This window comes from Desulfomicrobium orale DSM 12838, from assembly GCF_001553625.1.
In the GTDB taxonomy this organism is placed as follows: Bacteria; Desulfobacterota; Desulfovibrionia; order Desulfovibrionales; family Desulfomicrobiaceae; genus Desulfomicrobium; species Desulfomicrobium orale.
Map to the genome: position 1 here is coordinate 1,487,345 of NZ_CP014230.1, position 13,282 is coordinate 1,500,626.

General features: G+C 59.0%; 18 protein-coding genes. 8 read left to right on the forward strand and 10 right to left on the reverse strand.

Annotated elements, in window-relative coordinates; all coding sequences use genetic code 11:
• Positions 1-84: 84 nt before the first annotated feature.
• From AXF15_RS06785 to AXF15_RS06795, 4 genes are all read right to left on the reverse strand, one after another.
• Positions 85-438 (reverse strand): hypothetical protein, encoded by a 354-nt coding sequence (locus tag AXF15_RS06785; RefSeq protein WP_066605119.1) that lies wholly within the window; start codon positions 436-438, stop codon positions 85-87.
• 278 nt (positions 439-716) lie between these two features.
• The gene (locus tag AXF15_RS14690; protein ID WP_257721617.1) at positions 717-848 is read right to left on the reverse strand and encodes a hypothetical protein; all 132 of its coding nucleotides are present in this window, start codon (positions 846-848) and stop codon (positions 717-719) included.
• An 82-nt stretch (positions 849-930) separates the two neighbouring features.
• Complete coding sequence (locus tag AXF15_RS06790) at positions 931-1,404, reverse strand: CBS domain-containing protein (RefSeq protein WP_066605130.1); 474 nt, start codon at positions 1,402-1,404, stop codon at positions 931-933.
• A gap of 27 nt (positions 1,405-1,431) precedes the next feature.
• Complete coding sequence (locus AXF15_RS06795; protein ID WP_066602421.1) at positions 1,432-2,682, reverse strand: HD domain-containing protein; 1,251 nt, start codon at positions 2,680-2,682, stop codon at positions 1,432-1,434.
• 227 nt (positions 2,683-2,909) lie between these two features.
• Between AXF15_RS06795 and rplM the strand changes: the two genes are divergently transcribed.
• The 6 genes from rplM to AXF15_RS06825 all read left to right on the forward strand — a co-directional run bounded on the left by rplM (position 2,910) and on the right by AXF15_RS06825 (position 7,762).
• A complete protein-coding gene (gene rplM, locus AXF15_RS06800; protein WP_066602420.1) occupies positions 2,910-3,338 on the forward strand; it encodes a 50S ribosomal protein L13 in 429 nt (142 codons plus the stop codon).
• A gap of 18 nt (positions 3,339-3,356) precedes the next feature.
• The gene (gene rpsI / locus AXF15_RS06805) at positions 3,357-3,749 is read left to right on the forward strand and encodes a 30S ribosomal protein S9 (RefSeq protein WP_066602419.1); all 393 of its coding nucleotides are present in this window, start codon (positions 3,357-3,359) and stop codon (positions 3,747-3,749) included.
• Between the two features lie 74 nt (positions 3,750-3,823).
• A complete protein-coding gene (locus AXF15_RS06810; RefSeq protein ID WP_066608549.1) occupies positions 3,824-5,104 on the forward strand; it encodes a radical SAM family protein in 1,281 nt (426 codons plus the stop codon).
• 79 nt (positions 5,105-5,183) lie between these two features.
• A protein-coding gene (locus tag AXF15_RS06820; RefSeq protein WP_236884736.1) for an IS3 family transposase occupies positions 5,184-6,313 on the forward strand; the annotation gives its coding sequence in 2 pieces (ribosomal slippage) (positions 5,184-5,438 and positions 5,441-6,313; 1,128 coding nt in all).
• Between the two features lie 154 nt (positions 6,314-6,467).
• A complete protein-coding gene (locus tag AXF15_RS14185; protein WP_154666846.1) occupies positions 6,468-6,623 on the forward strand; it encodes a hypothetical protein in 156 nt (51 codons plus the stop codon).
• 203 nt (positions 6,624-6,826) lie between these two features.
• Positions 6,827-7,762, forward strand: coding sequence for a Dyp-type peroxidase (locus AXF15_RS06825; RefSeq protein ID WP_066605144.1), 936 nt, complete (start codon positions 6,827-6,829; stop codon positions 7,760-7,762).
• 180 nt (positions 7,763-7,942) lie between these two features.
• On the opposite strand, the gene AXF15_RS06830 is transcribed toward AXF15_RS06825, so the two are convergent.
• The 3 genes from AXF15_RS06830 to AXF15_RS06840 are packed head-to-tail and all read right to left on the reverse strand — an operon-like array spanning position 7,943 to position 9,829.
• Positions 7,943-8,989: a lytic transglycosylase domain-containing protein gene (locus AXF15_RS06830; RefSeq protein WP_066605150.1), complete on the reverse strand. Its 1,047-nt coding sequence runs from the start codon at positions 8,987-8,989 to the stop codon at positions 7,943-7,945.
• Positions 8,986-9,366: a DnaJ family domain-containing protein gene (locus AXF15_RS06835; RefSeq protein WP_066605151.1), complete on the reverse strand. Its 381-nt coding sequence runs from the start codon at positions 9,364-9,366 to the stop codon at positions 8,986-8,988. The genes AXF15_RS06830 and AXF15_RS06835 overlap by 4 nt, the downstream gene beginning before the upstream one ends.
• Positions 9,367-9,370: 4 nt before the next feature.
• Positions 9,371-9,829, reverse strand: a complete 459-nt coding sequence (locus AXF15_RS06840) for a TlpA family protein disulfide reductase (RefSeq protein WP_066605153.1) — start codon at positions 9,827-9,829, stop codon at positions 9,371-9,373.
• A 138-nt stretch (positions 9,830-9,967) separates the two neighbouring features.
• On the opposite strand from AXF15_RS06840, the gene aroL reads away from it, so the two are divergent.
• Positions 9,968-10,624 carry a shikimate kinase AroL gene (gene aroL, locus AXF15_RS06845; protein WP_066605156.1) on the forward strand — a complete coding sequence of 219 codons (657 nt, stop codon included), beginning with the start codon at positions 9,968-9,970 and terminating at the stop codon, positions 10,622-10,624.
• 10 nt (positions 10,625-10,634) lie between these two features.
• Here aroL and AXF15_RS06850 read toward each other — a convergent pair whose 3' ends face one another.
• The 3 genes from AXF15_RS06850 to AXF15_RS06860 all read right to left on the reverse strand — a co-directional run bounded on the left by AXF15_RS06850 (position 10,635) and on the right by AXF15_RS06860 (position 12,990).
• Positions 10,635-11,933 carry a 4Fe-4S binding protein gene (locus tag AXF15_RS06850; protein ID WP_066605164.1) on the reverse strand — a complete coding sequence of 433 codons (1,299 nt, stop codon included), beginning with the start codon at positions 11,931-11,933 and terminating at the stop codon, positions 10,635-10,637.
• Positions 11,930-12,535, reverse strand: coding sequence for a 4Fe-4S binding protein (locus AXF15_RS06855; RefSeq protein ID WP_169793618.1), 606 nt, complete (start codon positions 12,533-12,535; stop codon positions 11,930-11,932). Before AXF15_RS06855 ends, AXF15_RS06850 begins: the two co-directional genes overlap by 4 nt.
• Before the next feature lie 74 nt (positions 12,536-12,609).
• The gene (locus tag AXF15_RS06860) at positions 12,610-12,990 is read right to left on the reverse strand and encodes a pancreas/duodenum homeobox protein 1 (RefSeq protein ID WP_066605169.1); all 381 of its coding nucleotides are present in this window, start codon (positions 12,988-12,990) and stop codon (positions 12,610-12,612) included.
• A gap of 87 nt (positions 12,991-13,077) precedes the next feature.
• Between AXF15_RS06860 and AXF15_RS13490 the strand changes: the two genes are divergently transcribed.
• Positions 13,078-13,278 carry a SlyX family protein gene (locus AXF15_RS13490; protein ID WP_169793619.1) on the forward strand — a complete coding sequence of 67 codons (201 nt, stop codon included), beginning with the start codon at positions 13,078-13,080 and terminating at the stop codon, positions 13,276-13,278.
• Positions 13,279-13,282: the final 4 nt, after the last annotated feature.

The following is a 13,282-nucleotide window of genomic DNA, read 5'->3' on the forward strand; positions in this document are numbered from 1 at the left end:
GGGCTTGATGCGCTCGAGTTACCCGGCGAAAAAGTTGGCTCACTGGAGCTTCCGCGACCTTAACCCACCAACTTTTACTTCTGATTAAAGATCAAAAAACACGAAGCGCCATGCCGCTGTCCGTTCCCGTTCATCGGGATTGTGACGGCTTTTCCCGCCGTGGCCTTGACCCAGAGACATGTCGGCGTATTCGGTGCCGGCGATCAGTTTGTTCAGGTTGGTCACATAGCCCTTGTGACGTTTGCCGTAGTGAAAACCCACAGTCCTGGCGGAAATGACCGGCTCGAGGGCATTTTCCGCATAGGGCAGGGGCGGCAGTTCCAGCCCGGCAGACCAGGCTGTCCGCCTGAAGCCACCCAACGTGATGCCCAGCGTCGCGCCTGCCGCGAGTGTCAAAAACTGTCTGCGGCTGAATCCGGATGGAGCTGTTTTTTCCATGTGATGCCTCCTTTGCAAAAGTTTGCGTTTCAGAACGGTTCGGACGGCCGTAAGCGCGCCCTTTACCGCCGAAAATATATGTGCCTGAAGCGGCCTTTGTCATGTACGACGGCCAAACATGCGGGTACTTCGCTCCCATGAATGGAGGCTCGATTCAGAAGATGCCCGCGCACAGGCCCACACCAAGTATCAGAAGCATGACGCCCACGATCCGCCGTATGGCCTGAATGGTCATTTTCTTCAGCAGGCCGCGGCTTTGGCGAAGTGCACCACTGCGGTCATGGCCACGGCGGTTTCCACCGGGAAAAAATCGCCATCGCCGGCATGAGCACCGTGCCCAGGCCGAATCCGGAGAAAAGCGTCAATCCGGATACGGCCAGACTCACCAGACAGATAACCAGATATTCCATGCCGGACTCCTCTGTCGTGTGTCTGTTCAGGTCGATGGAGCCCGAAAGCAGCCGCCGGAAAACGAACGGCTCCAGGTGACGCTCAAGCCAGAGCCCTGGAGATTTCCCGGAACAGATCAGCCACGGTGACCACGCCGATGATCCGCCCGCCTTCTTCCACCACGGCCCGGCCCCGGCGGTAATCCAGCAGAACCTCCAGTCCTCTGGCCAGCGGATCGTTGGCCTTGAGGACCGGGACATCGGTCTGCACCCATTCACTGATTCGCATCTGGGCGCAGCCCCGGCATGCCGTTCCAAAGGCCTTGTCCCAGTCCACTTCCCGGTCTTCGGGCTCGGGTTCCTTGAGCAGGCATGGCCCCATACCCTGAATGAGATTCCACATGCTCAGAATGCCGAGGAAGCGTCCGTCCCGGGTAAATACCAGAATGAAGTTGGTATCGGGCTGTCTGGCCCGGAGATCGTGCATGGCCTGGACGGCCTCGGCCAGACTCGTGTCCTCATCCACGGAGGCATATTCTTCCCGCATGATATCCCAGACTCTTTTCCGCAGTAGCATGGCTGATGTCTCCTTGTGAAAGGCCCGCTATTCAAAATCCGCCAGCAGCGCTCCGATGTGCAGGTCCTCGGTCAGGGCCTCGTTCTGATACATATTGCGGATGCGCCACAGGGCCTGTTGCAGATGGGCGTTGTCGATACCGTTTGCCAAGGCCGTGTACGCTTCCAGAAATGCGGCCAGGTGGTCGCAGATTTTGAGCATCCGGCCGTCCTTTGGGCAGAAGCGGTCCTGGTTGTACTGTCCCTGGAGTTGCTCCCAGCTGACGATGCGGGCCGCGCCGTCCTGAATGATGGTCGATTCGAACTCTGAGCCCACATCGACTCCCAGAAAATATTTCAGCCGCGCCAGCAGATCCGCGTATGAAGGATCGGCCAGAATGGCGAACAGACGCCGGTCCAGTTCCCGGCCTTCATACTCGCGGATGAGTTCGCCTATGCCCTGTACCGACACCTTGACCGGAGAAATGATGTCCCGGGTCAGAAGCTCCGGCACGTCATGGAAAAGCCCCGCGTAGAAATTATTGTGTCGCCGCGCGGGGCAGGCGCTCACGGCGATGCTGAAGAAGTAGGCGAAGCAGGCCACGATGAACATGTGCCCCAAGACCGATGTTTCGGGAATACGCGGCGTCTGGGACCAGCGTTTCTGAAACCGGAGCTGCCCGCACATGTTGGCGAATTTTCCCAGTCCCGAGCCCGCGCCGTCGAGAAGCTCCCGGATGCCCTGCAGGTCGAGGTGATTTTCCAGACCGTTCCGGAAAGTCTTTTCGATTTCGGTCATCTCCTCGTCCCAGGGGTTCAGATCCCGAATGAGATGGAATTCCCAGCGGCTGGCGAACAGATGTGCCGCGTCCAGAATGTGCGAGGCCAGCGTCCCCGCACCGCGCACCTGGGCGGCGAAATGCGCCTCCATGTTTTCCCAGAATCCGCGCCCCAACGGCTGCACGCGCGGCCGGAGCTCCCGCAGCACCCATTCGGTCAACTGCTGGTGATGCGCCGGATTGGCCTTGATCTGGTAAAAAATGGGCGGCTTGATGTCCGTGATGACCAGACGGTAGAGGTAGTCGAAAATGCCGCCGCGCACGATGTCCTCGCCCAGACGGGATTTTTCTTCCTGGGCCAGATTCCTGGAATTGAGCTCGTACAGCAGCCAGGCCACGATCATCTTGTGCGCCTGCTTGTCCACTTCCACCAGCTCCATGGGGCGCATCTTGTCGTTCCACCGTTTCATGAAACTGCCGGAAAAAACGAGCTGCAACAGACTCTTGCGTATGCTGGTCACATATCCTCCATGAACCTCCCGGCGTCGGGGGGAACTTCCGTTCCCGCCGCAGGAGAAAAAAGCTTTACAAGGACCGGCGGGAAGGATACCAGTCACATTCCTTATCCCACAACGCATTTCGTTACACCATAGCGGTTCAATGATAAAGTACAATGTACCGCATCATTGATTTCAGGATGAAAAAATGCCCGCTTTCGTGCGGGATTATCAGGCAGGAGCCATGGAAAATGAAAACATATAGTCCCAAAGCAAGCGAACTGACCCGTAAATGGTACGTCGTGGACGCCAAGGACAAGGTCCTGGGCCGGCTCGCCTCGGAAATCGCCCTGCGCCTCCGGGGAAAGCATAAGGCGGAATTTGCTCCGCACATGGATAACGGGGATTTCGTCATCGTCATCAATGCGGACAAGATCAAGGTCACGGGACAGAAGCTCTCGCGGAAAGTCTACTACCGGCACACAGGTCATATCGGCGGCCTCAAGGAAACCACCCTGGCGGAACTGATGGCCAAAAAGCCCGGACAGGCCATCACCAAGGCTGTGCGGGGCATGCTGCCCAAAAGTGCCTTGGGATACCAGCTCATCACCAAGCTGAAGGTCTATGCCGGCCCGGAACATCCTCACCAGGCGCAGCAGCCTGAAGTGCTGGACATCTAATCCCTGATGGAGAGGACCATGAGTCAAGATTTCTTTTACGGCACCGGGAAAAGAAAGACATCCGTATCCCGGACCAGACTGTACAAGGGCACCGGAAGCATCACCATCAACGGGCGGGAGCTGGCCAGCTACTTTCCCCGGGCCACCCTGCAGATGATTATCCGCCAGCCCCTCAAGCTGACCAAGACTCTGGAGAAATTCAACATCGCCTGTCGTGTTACTGGCGGTGGTCTGTCCGGTCAGGCTCAGGCTGTACGGCACGGCATCAGCCGAGCCCTGCTGGAATTCGATCCGGAGTTGCGCGGCGTACTGAAACGTGCCGGTTTCCTGACCCGGGATTCCCGCATCAAGGAAAGGAAGAAGTACGGCCAGCGCGCCGCCCGTGCCCGCTTCCAGTACTCCAAGCGTTAATCCCCACGGGGAATTGTCTCTGCCAAGGCAGGGGTGTTTTTACACCTCTGCCTTGTTTTTTTATGGAGGTGCGTGTGGCCGCCCGAAAAGTCAGCCCGGTCATGGTGTTCGCCGATGAAAACGGCAATATTTACGACGACCCCGAACTGCTGATGCTGGTCCGGCGGGGCCGGGAGCTGGCTTTGCCCCGGCCGGATGAACTCATCCCTCTACCCGAGGGCAGTGATCTGTATCTGCTCCCCCGGCGGCGCGCGCTGGGTCTCAATCCAGCAACAGGCGTGGCGGAGGCTCCGGGAGAGCAGGCCGTGGCAGCTTTTGTCTGTCCGGCCTACACCTTGTCCGCCACAGCGGCATACGTGGCAGAAGAGGGTGCGCCCAAACTGCCTCTTTTCGCTTATGGAGCCGTAGGATTTGCCGATGGCCGCTTCTGGGTGGCCGCCACCCGCGTGGACAAGGATCGCCGCCAGGTCTTTGCTCATGTTCCGCCGGAACGCATTGAACGCGGTGCGCACGATCTGCTAAAGCGCTATCCGCAGAACCGGCTCATCCAGCATCTGGCCCGCTGCGCTCTGACCTTCTGCTGTCCGGCGGCCAAAAATCTGGCTCTGGGCCGGTATGAAGCACCCCTGCCCACGGCCAGAACCTGCAACGCCCGCTGCTTCGGCTGCATTTCCCTGCAGCCTGAGAGTTCCGGCTTTCCCGCATCTCAGAACAGAATCGGCTTCACACCCACGGCCGGTGAAATTGCCGAAATCATGACTCTGCACGCGCGGCGGGCCAAAAATCCGGTCCTTTCCTTCGGGCAGGGCTGCGAGGGAGAGCCATTGACCGAAGCGGGGCTCATCGCTGAAGCCATTGAACTTTTCCGCAACGGCGGTGGCCGGGGCACGGTGAATATCAACACCAATGCGAGCCGGCCGGAAGTTCTTCCCGACCTGGCCCGGGCTGGCCTGGACTCCATCAGGGTCAGCCTGAACAGCGCCAGCGAGACCTGTTACAACCGCTATTACCGGCCCCAAGGATACACCTTTACCGACGTGCGCGAGTCCATTGCCACGGCCAAGCAAAGCGGACTGTTCGTGTCTCTCAATTATCTTTTTTTTCCCGGCTTGAACGACACGGAGGGCGAACTGGAAGCTTTGACGGAACTGATCTCGTCCACCCGTCCAGACTACATTCAAATGCGCAATCTGAGTCTGGATCCGGAACTCTATCTGAACCTGATGGAGACTTCCGCGGAAGCCTGCATGGGACTTGGAAATTTTATGAAACGCCTGGGTAGAGCCTGCCCCTGGCTCAAGTTCGGATATTTCAATCCGTACCTGGAAAACGGCGTCCCGCAACTCTGGACATAATCTCTGGAGGGAGCAAAGAGGTGGTCCCCAAGATTCGGACAGATGTGATAGCTACTCAACCAGCCAAGGAGAACGCATTATGTCCAAGCGAAAGAACCACGCTCCGGCTTTCAAGGCCAAAGTGGCCCTGACCGCCCTTTCCGGCGAGAAAACCATTGCCGGACTCAGTTCCGAGTTCGGCGTTCATCAGACGCTCATCCACAAGTGGGTAAGGCAGCTCAAGGAATCGGCTGCGGGCATCTTTGCCGGTGAAATCAAGACCGAAGAGGTCAGGAGAGAAAAACAGCTCCAGATGCTTCATGCTAAAATCGGTCAGCTTACCGTGGAACGAGATTTTTCAGCCGAAGCCTGGGGGAAGCGGTGAGCGTCTCCCGCAGGCAAAGCATGGTCAATTCGGGCCATGTGAAGCTCAACGTTGTCCGGCAGTGTATTCTGCTCAAAGTCGCCCGTTCCAGCCTGTATTACAAAAGAGCCGGAGAATCGGCCATAAACCTCACAGTAATGCAGGAAATCGACCGTGCTTTCGCGGAATGGCCGTTTCTTGGAGTGCGCCAGATGCGTCGTTACATGGTGTCGCTGGGATATAACGCTGGCAGAAAGCGCGTCCGCCGTCTGATGCGGTTGATGGGTCTCATGGCGGTGTACCAGAAGCCGAAAACCAGTGTTCCGAACCCGGAACACAAACACTATCCCTACCTGTTGCGCGACTTGACCATAGATCGGAGCAATCAGGTCTGGTGTGCGGATATTACCTGCATCCCCATGCGCAAAGGTTTTCTCTATCTGGTGGCCATCATGGACTGGCACAGCCGCAAAGTGCTGTCCTGGCGGCTCTCAAACACCATGGACACGGATTTTTGCGCCTCGGCTCTGGAAGAGGCCGTGGCGAAATATGGCAAACCCGATATCTTCAACACCGACCAGGGCAGTCAGTTTACCAGCTTTGCCTTTACCACCATCCTGCGAGATAAGGGAATCCGCATTTCCATGGACGGCCGGGGCCGCTGGCTGGACAACGTATTTATCGAACGCCTCTGGCGCTCACGCAAATACGAGAACGTGTACCTGAACGCTTACGAAACTGGCTCGGAAGCCCGCACCGGCATCGGCAGATGGATCGACTTTTACAACCAGACTCGGCCTCACAGCAGTTTGGGCGGGAGAAGCCCGGAGCGTTGTTACCATGAAGGGCTGTTAAAGGCAGCATGATGAGGAAAAAGACAAGCTAGGAAACCGCTGCTAACTGTCCAAACTATGGGGACCACTTCTGGCACACCCATTTTCTATTCAGCGATCTGAATAACGCTCAAGTGGCCGACCACATCGCGCACTGGCTGCAAGAAAAAGGGCTGGATTGAGCGGCTTGGCCGCCGAGCGGGGCAAAAGCTGCCCCGTCCGCATTCATGAAAACCTTGCCGTCTTCGACTTCGCGCTGGATAATGACGATAAAGTCGCCATTGCCACCCTGGACGGCACCTACGGCACCGCGCCACACGCTATCAGGGCATTGCGCGGGTGAAATGGCTGGCCGGACTGAAATTCAACCAATGAGGAACACCCATGACTATGCAACGCATCAATACGCACAGCGCCGGCGGCCCCGAGAGAAGGAACAATGACGCGCCGGATCTGTTTTTTCATTCCGCGCACGGGGCGTGAACGTCCACCCGGTGCGGGTATCCGCTGTTTTGTACTCAACATCCAATCTGCAAGGAGATTCCGATGAAACCTCAGGATGTCACCAACGGGCCGGGCGAGCACGCCATTTTCATGGTTTTCGGCTTGCGGGACGAAAAGGGCGCACTGAATCAGGTGAAGGGGATGTGCGCCGATTTCCCGGTTGTGGCCAGGAGCCTGCGTACACGTCTGCCCGCCTCGGCCGTCAGCTGTGTTATGGGATTCGGTTCGGAGGCGTGGGACAGGCTTTTTCCCGGACGAGGGAAGCCGAAAGAACTGGAAGTGTTCCGGGAAATACGGGGGGCGAAACACACGGCGGTCTCCACACCGGGCGATCTTTTCTTTCATATCCGGGCCGCCAGAATGGATGTCTGCCACGAGGCCGCATCCATAATCAGCGCCAAGCTCCGGGGGGCGGTCAGTCACATCGATGAAGTACACGGCTTCCGTTATTTCGACGGCCGGGCCATCATCGGTTTCGTGGACGGCACGGAAAACCCGGAAGACGAGGAGCGCTTCGCGTCCGCCGTCATCGGCGAAGAAGATGTTTCTTTCGCGGGAGGCAGTTACGCCTTCGTACAGAAATACATGCACGATATGGAGGCCTGGAATGCCCTGTCCACGGAAGAACAGGAGCAGGCCATCGGCAGAAGAAAATTCGATGATGTGGAACTGGGCGACGAGGAGAAACCCGAAAATGCACATAATGCGGTGACCAACATCGAGGACGCGGACGGGAACGAGCTCAAAATAGTCCGGGCCAACATGCCGTTTTCCAATCCTGCCAAAGGGGAGTTCGGCACCTATTTTATCGGATACGCGGGCACTTTTTCCACCACGCGCAAGATGTTGGAAAATATGTTCATAGGCGAGCCGGAGGGCAATACCGACCGCCTGCTCGATTTCAGCACCGCGGTCACCGGAACGCTTTTCTTTGTACCGTCAATGGAAATGCTGGAAGAGCTGGGCGAGGAGGACTGATTTTCAGGATAGATGCGGCGCATCGGAGGCCGTCAGCGGTAGCCCAGGCCTGATCTGACAGTTGTCTCCGTTTGGGACGCTGCGATTGTCAGGTCAGGTCGGGACGGCCTAAAATGATTTCGTCAGTAAACACACGATAGGTGGCATTGAAAGCTTCTGTCTTGATTGACGGGAATGAGCCTAAAGCCGCCGGGTGATTTCGTAGTGGTTGATGACGATTTTGGACACGTAATCCACAGTCTCGCCGAAATTGGGTATGCGCCCGAAGGATGCGTACACTCCGGAAGGATAGGACGTGTTGCCGGGGCCCGCGTTGTATCCGGCCGTGGCGGCCAGAATGTTGCCGTTTCGGGCACGCAGGTTTTCCGCCATCATGCGGACCATGGCTCCGATGCTGTGCTCGTAGAGAACGCGCTGGTCGAATTTTTCCAGAAAAACCACATCCTGCGGATTGAAAATGGACCGCTCGGCAAAGTTTTCCTGCAGGTATTGCCGGGCGTTGTCGCGGGCCTGACTGTATTCGCTCTGAAGTTTTTCCATGCTCTGCAGAGTCGTCAGATACGCCTTGGCGTTGGTTACGGGCTTTCCGGCGGCCAAGGTATTCAGGATGGCGCGCAGGGTTTTGGACGGGCTGCTGAACAGCGTGGAGTTTTCCCGGCGTAGGGTTCTGGTCCGGGTGCGGAGTTGGGCCGCCCGCTCGAATTCCGGTTCCAGCTCCGGCTTGCGCGCTACGCCCGGCGGCAGTTTGTGGGCGTCGGCGCAGACCAGACCGTAGGTGCGGGCTGTGGGGGCGATGAACTGGCATGGTCCCACGGCCAGGGCCGAGGACACGGCGAATTCGTAGAAAAAGGATTCAGCCATGATCTGTCCCATGATCCAGCAGGGATCCACAGGATGGATGGCGGCGTGGCTTATGGCGGCCTGAACTACGTGGCGGGCTATTTCCGTGACCCGGACGTGCATGTCGATGCGACTCAGGGGAAGCTTCCAGACAGGAAGATTGGCCGTCGGGTAGGTGTCGAAAAGAAAATTGAGCACCGCCCGGGCCAGAGTGGCGTCAAATCCGGGAGTGGAAATTCTGGCCAGCAGAAGTGCCGGGTCCTTGTCCTGAATGATCCGGATTTCGGGCTGGTCCGGAAGGGCGGCCTCTTCGGCCCGGGCCGTGCCGGCCATGAAAAAAAGCGGCGCCAGAGATGCCTTGAGCAGGGTACGGCGGGATGTGTTCATGATTGCGTTTCGTTCAGGGACATGCGGGCCACGACCTTGCGGAAGTAGGCTTCGTTTTCTTCCAGCAGAAGCCCGCCGAAACGGATTCTGGCCGTGGTCATGAGCATGTCGATTTTGCGGATCTGGCGTACTTTCCGGGATTCGTCCGTCTCCCGTTCCAGGCATTCGATCAGGGAATGGATATCCTTCTGGGCCTGGATTTCTTCGGGCACATATCCCGCGTTTTTAAGGACAGTGTAGGCCATGCGCAGATGTTCCGGTACAAGGGGGCCCTCTTCCGGCGGCAGAGGGCGGCCCTGGCCGGCAAGGCCGTCGAACACCCCCTGGCGCTGAGCGTCGAGAATGGCCCGTTCGGCCAGTTCCGCCAGAATGTTCATGATATTACAGGAGTTCCTGAACCACGTGGCGGAAGCTGTCCTCGGAAATGATTCCCAGGTGGTCCAGCACTTTTTTTCCACTGCGGTCGTAAATGACGGTTCTGGGGATGGAGCTGATGGACAGCATGGCGCTTATTTCCCGGTTGTCCAGGTAAATGGGGAAATTGGCCTTGTACCGGGTGATGAAGTTTTCTACGGGCCGGACATTGTTGTCCACGGAGATGCCGATGATTGTCAGATCGTCTTCCGAAAACTGGTTCCTCAGGGCGACGAGTCCCGGAAATTCCTGCACGCAGGGGCCGCACCAGGTGGCCCAGTAATTGATGATGAGCACTTTTCCCTTGCTGGCTTCGGTCAGAGTGTGCAGTTCTTTGATGCCGATCTGCTTTACGCCTGCGGCCATGGCCGGAGTGGACAGGATCAGGGTCAGCAGAAGGAGAGAAAGTATATTACGTAGCTTCATGAGAGTTCCTTGAGAATTTTCTGCAAAAGGTTGTAAGGGAAGTTCCCCGGCTAGCCTGATTGGCATTCAGACGTCAACGCTCCGAAAGGAGCTGCCTGCCGGGGTCTGCAAAGTTTCAAAACATATGCGGGGCAAGGCATGAACAGGTTCATCAGTAAAAAAGTGACGGTGGAGGAGCCGGACGCGACCATGATTTTTCGTCCGGGACAATTCAGGCGCGCACCGTTTCGTTTGGAAGAGAAGAATATCTATCTCGTCGGCATGCGGGCCAGCGGCAAGACCACGGTGGGAAAGGCTTTGGCCGCCGTCTTTGGATGCGATTTCACGGATACGGACGTGATGATCGTGAAGACGGCCGGGGAGAGCATTGATTCCCTTGTCGCCCGGCACGGCTGGGAGCGTTTCCGGGAAATGGAAAAACAGGCTCTGTCCGAGGCCGCCGGGCTGCCGGGCAAGGTCGTAGGCACGGGCGGCGGGGCTGTCCTGGCGGAAGAAAATCGCCGGCAGATGGAGAAAACAGGCGTTATTTTTTATCTGGCCGCCGACGCGGCTCTCCTGGTCCGGCGGCTTCTGGCCGATCCGCAGTCGGCGCAGCGTCCGGCCCTGACCGCGCTGGAGCTTCATGACGAAGTGGTCGCGGTCATGTCCGAACGCGAACCTTTATACATGGCCTGCATGGATCACATGTTGCAAGCGCACCGGGAGGTGGATCAGCTGGTCGACGATATTCTGGTGGCTCTTGGGCTCAGGGAATGGGATTATACCCAGAAGGAACGGATTCTTGACCGCTACTGAGGGCAAGGGGTCAGATGCGGGCTACAGCCAGAAACGCGGCATGCAGGGCCGCCGCCAGAGCGACGAAAATCCGCCGGGAATTATCCGCGGAGAATCCGAAAAGTTTATATCGCAGGAATCCGTGAGGGCATCTGGACAGGCAGTCTCCGCATAGCGAGCAGGACAGGCCGGGCCGTCCGGCATCGAGATCGGCCGGGGTCAGGGCGTTGTACCGGCAGGCTTTGACGCAGGCGCCGCAGCGCGTGCATCCGTCATCCATGCGGACCCGCCAGGGCAGCATCCGGCCCGCCAGATTGGCCACAAGACCCACGGGACACCAGACCGTGCAGTGAGTCATGACGCCGTTTCGTCTGGAGTAAAGGAGCATGACCAGTATTCCGGCCAGACCGAAGGCCGCCGCCGCGCCGAGGGCCGTCGAACCCGAGGCGCCGGAATAGCTGAGCAGAAGGGGAACGAGGATGGCCAGAACCAGCATCGCCGCGCGCAGACGGCAGGTCCAGCCGGGCAGCGGGCGCGGCTTTCCGGCGGCCAGCCGGGACAGACGGTCGTCCCAGGCTCCGAAATAGCAGAGATGGCTGCACCAGGCCGAACCCAGCAGAAGCAGGGACGCGCCGAACAGGATGAGCATGAAAAAGCCTTCGCCGCGGTACAGGGGGCCGGACAGGATCAGGGCCGGTACGGGCAGGTGCAGGGTGCCGGTCATGAGAAATCGGGACCATCCGGCCAGGCCGAGGGCCAGCTGGACGAAAAAGACCAGAGAGAAGAAGGTCCAGGCCAGCGACCGTGCGCGTGCGCTCTGCGGCCCAAGGAGCCATTCGGCCAGAATGCCGGCGTAAAGGGCGAAGCAGACCGTCCAGAACGGGCCGGACGCGGGAAAGAAGCGTTCTCCGAGCAGCAGCGGCACGGGAGCTTTGTGCCGGGCCAGGGTCAGTATGGCGGCAGTGAGTATGAAGGCGGCTGTCCGGACCCAGGCTGCGCCGTTCATGCTGTCTGCCTCGCCGCGCCGCATCAGCAGGGCGGTCAGGGCGGCATGGGCCAGACAGACCGTTCCCAGAATGGCGGCCAGGCGCATCCAGGGCTCTTGCGTCAGGACACGCCACTGAATCAGGTGCGCAGTCAGACTGGTCCAGAGGGCGGTTGCGGCCAGGGCGCCCAGAACGAGGAGCGGCCGGGGCAGAAGACGCGGGAAAAATGCGGCGGCCGGGGGAAGAAGGGCCGCCAGGGCCAGCCACGGACCGCCGGAGCGCAGGAAGTGCGCCGCCGTGACCATGCCGCACAGAAAGAGAAGTATTCGCGCGATCGTGCTCATGGCCGGACCAGGCGGTCGAAGTTTTCTTGGCCCATGTCGCGGATCAGGTCGCCCAGCCGCTGGCCCGCCCTGTACCGGCCCATGAGAACGGCCAGTGTTGCGGACAGGATGCGCAGGGCGTCCTTTTCGGAGAAAAATCCCAGCTCGTGGGCCAGGCGTGGATGGCGCCCCAGTTTGCCGCCAAGCAGTACACGGTAGCCCTGCTCGCTCATCTCAAGCGCCGATACCGGACAGACCCGGACGCAGGCCGCGCAGCCCAGACACCGGGCCGTGTCGAGCCGGATGCCCTGATCCAGCTTCAGGGCGTTTTCGGCGCAGGCTGACAGGCATTGCCGGCAGGCTGTGCATTTCTCCGGGTGTACGCTGAGCCGGGCTGTGGCGATGAGCCCGAAGTCCGCGATATGGGGCTGGGCGCAGCCGTTGGCGCAGGATGCGGCGGCGATGCGGAAGTGGTGATGGCGGCGTGAAGCCGCGTACCGCTTGAGCAGAAAATCGGGCCAGCCGCTGGCGGCCACGGTCGCTTCCAGTTTGGCGGAGAGCTCCGCCGTGAACACGGCGCGGGGGCATGAGGTCTGGCAGGTCTTGATGGCGGACGCGTGCATGATGGCACCATGGATCGGGGACGGATGGGAATCTTTGACCCGCGTCAAAAATTCCCGTTCTTGCGTGTGGGAAATCAGCCGAGAGTGATGATGAAAGGCACGGCGTGCAGTGTTCTGGAAATCTCCCGGGTGGGTGAAAAGGACCATGACGCGGCGGTACGGCCGATTTTTCCGGCCAGTTCACCGGCAAGGCGGCCCATGGCCAGAAGCGGGTGGCGGGAAAAAACCTGGGGCAGGCCGTAGGTCAGGTTGCAGGCCAGGCATTTCCCGGGACGCTGCTCCAGATGCAGGAGAAAATGCAGCTCCGAGGGTGTTGCGGCCTGGAATCTGAGCTTGATGTCGTAGGCGCCTTCGGCCGCGTCGCCGTACATGGCCTCGAAGAATGCGTCGCTTTTTTCCAGAGGGAAGATTTCATCCAGATAGTCCGGGGTGAAAATCTGCGTGGGATCGGTCATGCTGTGCTCCTGTTGTCGGTTTCGCCGTGTCCTATGCGCGGCGGACAGTTGCGGTCAAGAACAGGGTTGGCTCCGGGAGAGAAAGAGATGCAGGACAAGATCGACAATCTTGAAATTACTGTTTTCTATTTGCAGAAAACGGTTGATGACCTGAATGCTGTCATCGTAGAACAACAAAAAGAACTCCGGGAACTGGGGCGGATGGTGAAACTTCTGGGGAAAAAGCTCCATGAAATATCCGTTTCGCGGACGGAGCCGCCCCTCGATGAGAGGCCGCCCCATTACTGATCTC

Coding starts and splice junctions, on each gene's coding strand:
- AXF15_RS06790 (WP_066605130.1), bottom strand. CDS start 1,404: ATGCTACTGCGGAAAAGAGTCTGGGATATCATGCGGGAAGAATATGCC.
- AXF15_RS06850 (WP_066605164.1), bottom strand. CDS start 11,933: ATGAGCACGATCGCGCGAATACTTCTCTTTCTGTGCGGCATGGTCACG.
- AXF15_RS06785 (WP_066605119.1), bottom strand. CDS start 438: ATGGAAAAAACAGCTCCATCCGGATTCAGCCGCAGACAGTTTTTGACA.
- AXF15_RS06855 (WP_169793618.1), bottom strand. CDS start 12,535: ATGCACGCGTCCGCCATCAAGACCTGCCAGACCTCATGCCCCCGCGCC.
- AXF15_RS06860 (WP_066605169.1), bottom strand. CDS start 12,990: ATGACCGATCCCACGCAGATTTTCACCCCGGACTATCTGGATGAAATC.
- AXF15_RS06830 (WP_066605150.1), bottom strand. CDS start 8,989: ATGAACACATCCCGCCGTACCCTGCTCAAGGCATCTCTGGCGCCGCTT.
- AXF15_RS06835 (WP_066605151.1), bottom strand. CDS start 9,366: ATGAACATTCTGGCGGAACTGGCCGAACGGGCCATTCTCGACGCTCAG.
- AXF15_RS14690 (WP_257721617.1), bottom strand. CDS start 848: ATGGAATATCTGGTTATCTGTCTGGTGAGTCTGGCCGTATCCGGATTG.
- AXF15_RS13490 (WP_169793619.1), top strand. CDS start 13,078: ATGCAGGACAAGATCGACAATCTTGAAATTACTGTTTTCTATTTGCAG.
- AXF15_RS06825 (WP_066605144.1), top strand. CDS start 6,827: ATGAAACCTCAGGATGTCACCAACGGGCCGGGCGAGCACGCCATTTTC.
- rplM (WP_066602420.1), top strand. CDS start 2,910: ATGAAAACATATAGTCCCAAAGCAAGCGAACTGACCCGTAAATGGTAC.
- rpsI (WP_066602419.1), top strand. CDS start 3,357: ATGAGTCAAGATTTCTTTTACGGCACCGGGAAAAGAAAGACATCCGTA.
- AXF15_RS06840 (WP_066605153.1), bottom strand. CDS start 9,829: ATGAAGCTACGTAATATACTTTCTCTCCTTCTGCTGACCCTGATCCTG.
- aroL (WP_066605156.1), top strand. CDS start 9,968: ATGAACAGGTTCATCAGTAAAAAAGTGACGGTGGAGGAGCCGGACGCG.